Origin of the sequence: Leptolyngbya cf. ectocarpi LEGE 11479 (genome assembly GCF_015207065.1) — a bacterium.
GTDB classification, from domain to species: Bacteria; Cyanobacteriota; Cyanobacteriia; order Phormidesmidales; family Phormidesmidaceae; genus Leptothoe; species Leptothoe ectocarpi.
Genome location: NZ_JADEXP010000310.1, coordinates 1 through 7,735, shown reverse-complemented (window position 1 = coordinate 7,735; position 7,735 = coordinate 1). Strand labels below are relative to the sequence as shown.

3 protein-coding genes are annotated in these 7,735 nt (G+C 47.2%); 2 read left to right on the top strand and 1 reads right to left on the bottom strand.

Features of this window, described 5'->3' with window-relative positions; translation table 11 throughout:
• The first annotated feature begins 214 nt into the window (after positions 1-214).
• On the top strand, positions 215-3,829 hold the full coding sequence (locus tag IQ260_RS23890; RefSeq protein WP_193995588.1) for a beta strand repeat-containing protein: 3,615 nt from the start codon (positions 215-217) through the stop codon (positions 3,827-3,829).
• Positions 3,830-3,997: 168 nt separating this feature from the next.
• On the top strand, positions 3,998-6,820 hold the full coding sequence (locus tag IQ260_RS23885) for a CHAT domain-containing protein (protein ID WP_193995587.1): 2,823 nt from the start codon (positions 3,998-4,000) through the stop codon (positions 6,818-6,820).
• 13 nt (positions 6,821-6,833) lie between these two features.
• Here the strand turns inward: IQ260_RS23885 and IQ260_RS23880 are convergent.
• A partial coding sequence (locus IQ260_RS23880; protein ID WP_193995586.1) for a WD40 repeat domain-containing protein occupies positions 6,834-7,735 on the bottom strand: 902 nt, incomplete at its 5' end.

Genomic DNA, 7,735 nt, shown 5'->3' with positions numbered 1-7,735 from the left:
CCCACTTTTCGTAGTAGACCCGGTATGATGCATGTCATGGCTATTCAGGTGGGTTTGTCTGTTAACAAAACCTTAGTGCCTGAATAGCTTTTCTGGCTATTTCTCTCGCTTTTCTGTCCGGACTATTGTTACAGCCAGTTCAGCCGAAACAGTCGTATTTTCTGATAACAGCACATTCAGCGCGGTAAATCCTCAGGGGGCCTCTCTATTAACCATGAGCGTACCGCTGGGTGTACAGTTTAGTCATCGCTCTCAGGGTACAGTGACCAATCAGGGTATTTTGCAAACTGGGCAAGATTTAACCCTATCAGGTCAGAATCTGTATTCGGAAGGACAGCTAACAGCAGGAGAGAATCTAACGCTGCAGGCTCAAGACACGGTCACTATCAGAGATACAGAAACAGACGCATTTCTTGCCCGCTCAGGTCAGAATCTGACAATTCAGGGAAATCAAGCAGTTGATATCTTAACCCTACAGCACCTGGAACAGCTACCCTTTATCAGTGGAGAGAACTTAGTTCTAATCAGTGATGGAGCCATTTCGGCAGATGCACACTTAGAGAGCGGAGGAAATATACAATTTCTGACCCTAAACGGAACACCTGGTAACTTTATCAGCCTCTACGATCCAATTATCAGTGCCGATGGAGACGTGATTCTGGGTAACTACAATGGAGTAGCCCTTAAGATCCAAGCCACTGGCAGCATTCAGACAGGTAGCATTATCATCACAGGGCCAGACCTTTTATTACAAGCTGATGGATCAGGTTCGGATGAAGACTTATTAGCCAGTAGCCGAGCCGTCATTCTCCGAGCTGGTGTAGACGCGCTCAATGGAAATGAACCACCAGAAACCATCGGTGGCACTACGATTCCCATAGGTACCATAGCTGGTAATCCTGTTGGCAGCATTATTGTTAACGGTGACATTGGTACATTTAACATTGGCGGTAACGGGGGTAATGCAGACAATGGAGGGCCGATAGTCCTAACCGCAACGGGTAATATCGACATTGTTGGAAATGTAGTTTCGTTCGCTCAAGCATTGCCAGGTAATGGCGACGATACGGGCGATGCAGGCCCAATTACCCTAACCGCCAATGGCGATATCAACGTTGATGGGAATTTTCTGTCGTTCTCTCAGGCATTGCCAAACAGTGGAGGTAGTGCGGGCGATGCAGGGCCGGTTACCTTAACCGCCAATGGCGATATCAACGTTGATGGAATTTTTCTGTCGTTCTCTCAAGCATTGCCAAACAGTGGAGGTAATGCAGGCAATGGAGGAGCAATCATCCTAACCGCAGCTGGTAACATTGACACTCCACAGAATTTTCTTTCATTTTCTGGAGCATTTACAGGCAATGCTGGTAACGGTGGTAATATCTCTATCGCATCAATATCTGGTAATATCACGACCAGCGGTAGCTTGAACACTATCTCATTTGCTAACCCTGGCGCTAACAATTCCGGGAACGGTGGAGATATTACGCTCTCTTCAGATACTGGTAATATTTCAACTCCCGGAGAATTGATTGCATTTTCTACCTCAGCAGATGGGAATTCAGGCACTGGCGGTACGATCTCTGTTATTTCGAACTCGGGCACCATCCTCAACGAAGGGACTCTAGCGGCCAACTCATTCGCTAATAATAGTAATGCTGGTCCCGGTGGCAATATTATTATTGCTTCAGAAACAGGAAATATTTTACTCAACGGTACCATCAGGGCAACTTCCCAATCAGAGAACGGTAGCTCTGGTCCCGGTGGCAATATCTCTATTTCTTCAGGTTCCGGTGATATTGTCACTAATACATTAATAGATGCATTTTCATTTGCACCCTCCCTTGTAAATGTTGGCAATGCTGACAATGGTGGAAATATTTCTATCTCCTCTAATTCTGGCAATATTATACTTAACGAAAGGATAAGCTCATTTTCATCATCGGCATTAGGAAATGCCCGTGATGGTGGAGACATTTCTATCTTGTCAGTATCTGGCGATATTTCAACCAGTAATATAGATTCGTCATCATCTTTGTTTGTACAAGATACCCCTACCGGCATTACAACAGCAGATACGTCTACCAGCGATGGTGGAGATATTTTCATTCGTTCTACATCAGGAGATATCGTGGCTGATGGGTTCTTATCTTCTTCTTCATTTTCACGAGATGGAAACGTGGGTAGTAGCGGTAATATATCTCTGGTGACTGGTGAGGGAACCATTCGCGGTGACGCTCAGATTAGTGCGATCTCTATTTCAGAGATAGATGGCATTACTGGTGATGGTGGCGATGTCACGCTGCAAGCCAACAGAATCTCTGATTTAGAGATATCTACCATATCCAGTGCGGGCGCATCGGGAAATGTAGCCATCCAAGGCACTGCCGACGGTGTAACGGTTGACAATCTGCGTTTGATTACCAGCGGTCAACTAGAAATTTCGAATCCTATCTTTCCCGATCAGCCTATTTCTTTAGATCTGAGTGATTTTGATCAGTCCGGCAAGACAACCATAATCAGTTCTAACAACCTGATTCTCAATAATGTTGAGCTTCTGAGTGACGCCAACCGGGTCGCTGATGCCGGAAATGTAGAGCTGAGAAGTAACGGAACTATCCAACTCAACAACAGCCGAATTTTTAGCGATACTAACCCCCAGAGCGTTGGTAATGGGGGCGATATCATTATCGTAGGCGATAACGATATTGTCTTAAACAATAGCATTATCACGACCGGCACCGATGGCAATGGTCGTGCCGGTAACATTCTGATCACGGCCCCTCTATTAACTATTCAGAACGATACACAGATCATTGGTGAGACCAGCAGTCTAAACCGTGAAGGCATTGGCGGTGACGTCATGGTTCAGGCTAATGGCATCAATCTTTCAGGAGATAATACAAAAATATCGGTTAATACCAGTCGTGCTGCTGCGGCTGGCAATATTACATTAACCCCTCTAAACAGAGGTGATCTTCAAATTTCTACCATCGGTGAAGGAGCCGAGATTTCTGCATCCACTGAAATTGGTAGCAGTGGACGTGGGGGGAATATTACTATTCGTGATGCTGATAGTGTCCTTTTGAGCAATACAGAAATTCTCACCAGTGGCGATGGCTCCGGCGCAGCTGGAAGCATCTTTATACAAGATGTGGGTGAGTTTGTTATGCGGCGCACCAGCCTCATTTTGGCGGCGGCTAATCAAACGGGGAATGGAGGAAATGTCGATATTGATGCAGGATTTATTTTGACGATCCCTGAAGAAGACAATGATATTCTGGCTACTGCTAACTCGGGTCAAGGTGGCACAGTTTCGATTACGGCGAATCTGATTAATGGTTTTCGAGAAGTTGAATTATTTGATCCAAGTTTGAGGGGAAATCGTATCAGCGACATCAGCGCTAGATCTAATTCTGGCTTTGATGGCACCGTGACCCTGGAATCTGAACCCAACCCGGAGCTAACGGAACTACCGACAAATCTCATAGATCCAGCTAACCGTATTGCCCAAACCTGTAGTACTGAAGTGGGTGCTATTGTAGATGGTCTCACAGGAGATTTTAGTATGACCGAGCGTGGGGGCCAGCTTCCCAGTCCTGCAGACATTGCTAGCCAGTACGAGCCACTTGATGATTTTGGACCAGTAGCCATAGAAGCAGAAGCATTTTCCACAACAGATTCTTCAACAGAAAACAGGCCGCTTTCTAACACTCTGAAGCTTCAAGCTCCCCTATTAGATGCCCAAGAAGCTGTCGTCACCGCATCAGGCGACATTTTCTTAGTGGCGGAGCATCGCTGGCCGCCGCCGTCATCATGCGCATCGTAGTCTTAACGTCCATAATGCTTTCTCTCCTAGCCCACTATGAAACTTTTTTTCCCTTCTGCACGATTTTTGAAATGGCTTTGCCGTTTGGGGTTAGCTCTGACCACTGTTCTTCTAACTATCATGCTAGGGCACTATGGATCGGCCTTTGGTAATTTTCTGAATCCGGCTATGGCAACAGATAGTTCAGCTATCGCTATCTCTGGAGCATCTCATGAAGGTGGCAGACAAGTACAACAATCGACCAGTCTTGATCAGCTGCTACATAGGGGACAAACACACTACACTGCTGGTCAATTTGTAGAGGCTATTAACGTATGGTCAATGGCGCAAGAACATCTTAGCCAGAATGCTTTCTTAAACCGAGTAGTTGTCTTGAGTAATCTAGCATTAGCCTATCGTCAGCTGGGTAACTGGGAAAAGGCTCAAACAGCCATTGATCAGGGCTTTCAAATCATTAGCCCAGCGGATTCATTAGACTCAGAAGGTCTTAGGATTTACGGCCAACTTCTCAACACCCAGGGAAGCTTACTGTTTGCTCAGGGGGATGCGAACAATGCTCTGAACACTTGGGAGCAGGCCGCTCAAGCTTATACGCAAGCTAATTACTCTGAAGGTTTGATCAAAAGCTTAATCAATCAAACTCAAGCATTGCGTAGCTTAGGCTTTTTTCGAGATTCTCAGAATCGTTTACGACAAGCACAGGAGATTTTAGCAAAGTTAGATAGCCTACCTCTAAAGAGTGCTTTGATGCGTAGCTTAGGAGAGACTCAGCGATTAGTGGGTGACCTGGACGCAGCTCAGAAGTCACTTGCTGAGAGCCTGAAAATTGCCAAAGCTTTGCCAGCGCCAGGAGAACTCGCCATTACTCAGCTAAGTTTGGGCAATACGTTACAAACCCTTGCCCATCAGCATGAACTATTTGTTGGTCGCACCGATAATAGCGAGATGCAGGCATTGGTTGATGATTTTTACCAACGGGCAGAGAACATCTATTGGGAGATTTCTGATACTGCACCCTTATCAATTCAAATTCAGGCTCAGATCAGCCATTTAGAGATGGCTATCCGCCACAGGGACTGGTCAACTGCGCGGTCTTTAAAGGCATCCTTACTGCCACAGCTAGGCCGTTTATCTCCAGGTCGAACCAAAACGTTTATCCATATGAGGCTGGCACAGCTGCTGTTAAACCAGTGTATGGCTAGCTGTCCTAAAGACTTACAGCACACCTCTCAACAGATTTATGATCTATTAGCCACGGCTCAACAGCAGGCGCATCAGCTCCAGGATCCAATTGCTGAATCCTATGCCCTGGGATATTTGGGGCGCCTCTATGAGACACAAAAGCATTACTCAGATGCTATCCGGTTTACTGAGGCTGCTTTAGAGCGGGCTAACCATCAGCCAACCCTGGTTTATCAGTGGGAATGGCAATTAGGTAGAATTGATAATCAATTACAGCGTAGCCCAGAAAGTATTCTGTTGCATTATGAGCGTGCTTTTCAGCATGTTCAGGAGGTCCGCAAGGACCTGCGATATGTTGGTCCAGATGTACAGTTTTATTTTCGCGATCGCATCGAGCCTCTATATCGAGAATATATCGGCCTACTGCTTCCCAAAGAAACCGCAGATATTCAAGGTGACCCAGCCCAGCTAATTCGGGCTCAAACCGTTATCGATGACCTGCGGGTGGCTGAATTAGAGAGTTTTCTAGCCTGTGGGCTGCTAGAACCTAACGACAATATTCAACGGGCCACCATCCAAGAAATCGCTAATACCCATAAGGCCGCTATTATTTACCCGATCATTCTGCCAGATGGCCCTAATGCAGAGCGATTAGAGGTATTAGTCCAACGACCCACTGACACGTCGGCAGCCTTAGAACGCTATCCTTCCGCAAACGCAAGCATCAGTCTTTCCCCAGGTCGACAAGAAACTAATGAGCCACTAACCATTAACATCGAAGACACCCTAAAACAGTTTTATCAGGCTGTTGACTCGTCTAGAGCTAGCCTGGTGGTTACATCAACCCACACACAAGACCCTGAACAGTTTCAGTCACTGGCAACACAAATTTATGACTGGCTGATCCGTCCCGCAGAACAAGCAGGCTGGTTTGATGACTCCATCGATACTCTCATTTTTGTACTAGATGGGGCCTTTCGTAGGATTCCAATGGCGGCACTGTATGACCAAGAAACCCAACAATTTTTGATTGAGAAATATGCGATCGCAACGACATTTGGCAACTTAGAAATTCCCAAAGCACCTCCAGAAGAAGACTTCAGAGTCCTGGCGGCAGGTTTATCCTATCCCAGTGTTTTACCTTCGACTTCAGTTAACAGTAATGAACTCACTGAAAATAATCAGCCTTCTGAGAGGCCTTTTAGCAGTCTTGTCTATGTTGAACAAGAGCTGATAGCAATTAAGGAAATTATCAAGGACACAGATATCTTTCTAAATTTAGAGTTTAAGAAAGAAGACTTTCAAACCCAGATAGCTTCATCACTCTATAACGTTGTTCATTTGGCCACCCATGGCATATTTGGCTTTACTCGCGATGAAACGTTTCTACTCGTCTCAGCTGATGAAGCTTCAGTCCAGTCTGATCAGGGGGTAGCCGCCTCAATCATTGAACCCATTAAAGTCGAAAAAATCGATCTCAATGATTTTGACAGTTTTCTTCGACCTCGAAAACCAACCCCTTTAGAACTATTGGTGCTGAGTGCCTGTCAAACAGCCACAGGCGATAACCGAGAAGTGTTGGGCATAGCCGGTCTAGCCATTCAATCAGGGGCGAGAAGTACCCTGGCCAGTCTTTGGAATATTGAGGATGCCTCAACGTCCCTACTGATGGAAGAATTTTATCGGGCGTTACTAAATCCTGACGTTTCTAAGGCCAAGGCCCTGCAAAAAGCACAAGTGAGTCTTATTCAGAAAGGACGACAGCCAAATGTATGGGCACCCTACATTTTGGTGGGGGACTGGCGCTAGCTGAGAACCTGGTTTACAGGTCTCGTAGCCAAATTTTAATGGCGGGTGTGGTTCGACTAGCGGTGACAATCTGTCCCGAGGCGGATACCACCACATGGTCAATCAGCATACCAAATCCGGTGAGGATATTTTCGGGAGTGCCGGTTTCCACGGCCCAGAGACGTACGGTTTCATCAGCGCTGGCGGTGCTCAGGGTGCGACCATCGCGGCTAAAGATCATGTCGTTGACGTAGCTGGTGTGCCCGGACAAAATCTGTAACAACTTACCCGTTTTGATTTGCCATTTACGGATGGTGCCATCGGCACTGGCGCTAAATAGAAACCGACCGTCGGGGCTAATGGCCAATGCATTGACAAAGCTTTCATGACCGGTCAGCGTCCGTTCTAGCCGACCGGTGGTGATATGCCAAACTTTGATGGTGCGATCGCTACCGCCGCTAATGATGTATCGACCATCCGAGGTGACCACCAAGCTATTTACCGACCCCTGTTTAGTTACGAGCGGCTGCCCCGCAGGTTCGCCAGTATTGGCCTGCCAAACATGAATGGTGCCGTCGGCGCCGCCGCTCACCAACTGCTGACCGTCGGGGGTACGGGCAATGGTATTGGCGGGGCCGCTGTGGGCCGTCTGATCTTGCCAGAGGAGACGGCCATCCGCAACGTTCCATCCCTGTAGGGCACCATCGGCATTGGCGCTGTAGAGCTGGGTTTCATCAGGGCTGAGCAGAATGGTATTGACAAAACTGGTTTGATTTTCCCAGGTTTCGAGCAGCTTGCCAGAGGTTAAATCCCAGAAACGGATGGTTTTATCGGCGCTAGCACTGACCATACGCAGACCGTCCGCAAATAGCAGCAGGTCATTGATAGGGGCGCTGTGGGCGGGCAGGGTACGCTGTAGCTGAACACGGAGCTGGG

Coding starts and splice junctions, on each gene's coding strand:
- IQ260_RS23890 (WP_193995588.1), top strand. CDS start 215: ATGAGCGTACCGCTGGGTGTACAGTTTAGTCATCGCTCTCAGGGTACA.
- IQ260_RS23885 (WP_193995587.1), top strand. CDS start 3,998: ATGGCAACAGATAGTTCAGCTATCGCTATCTCTGGAGCATCTCATGAA.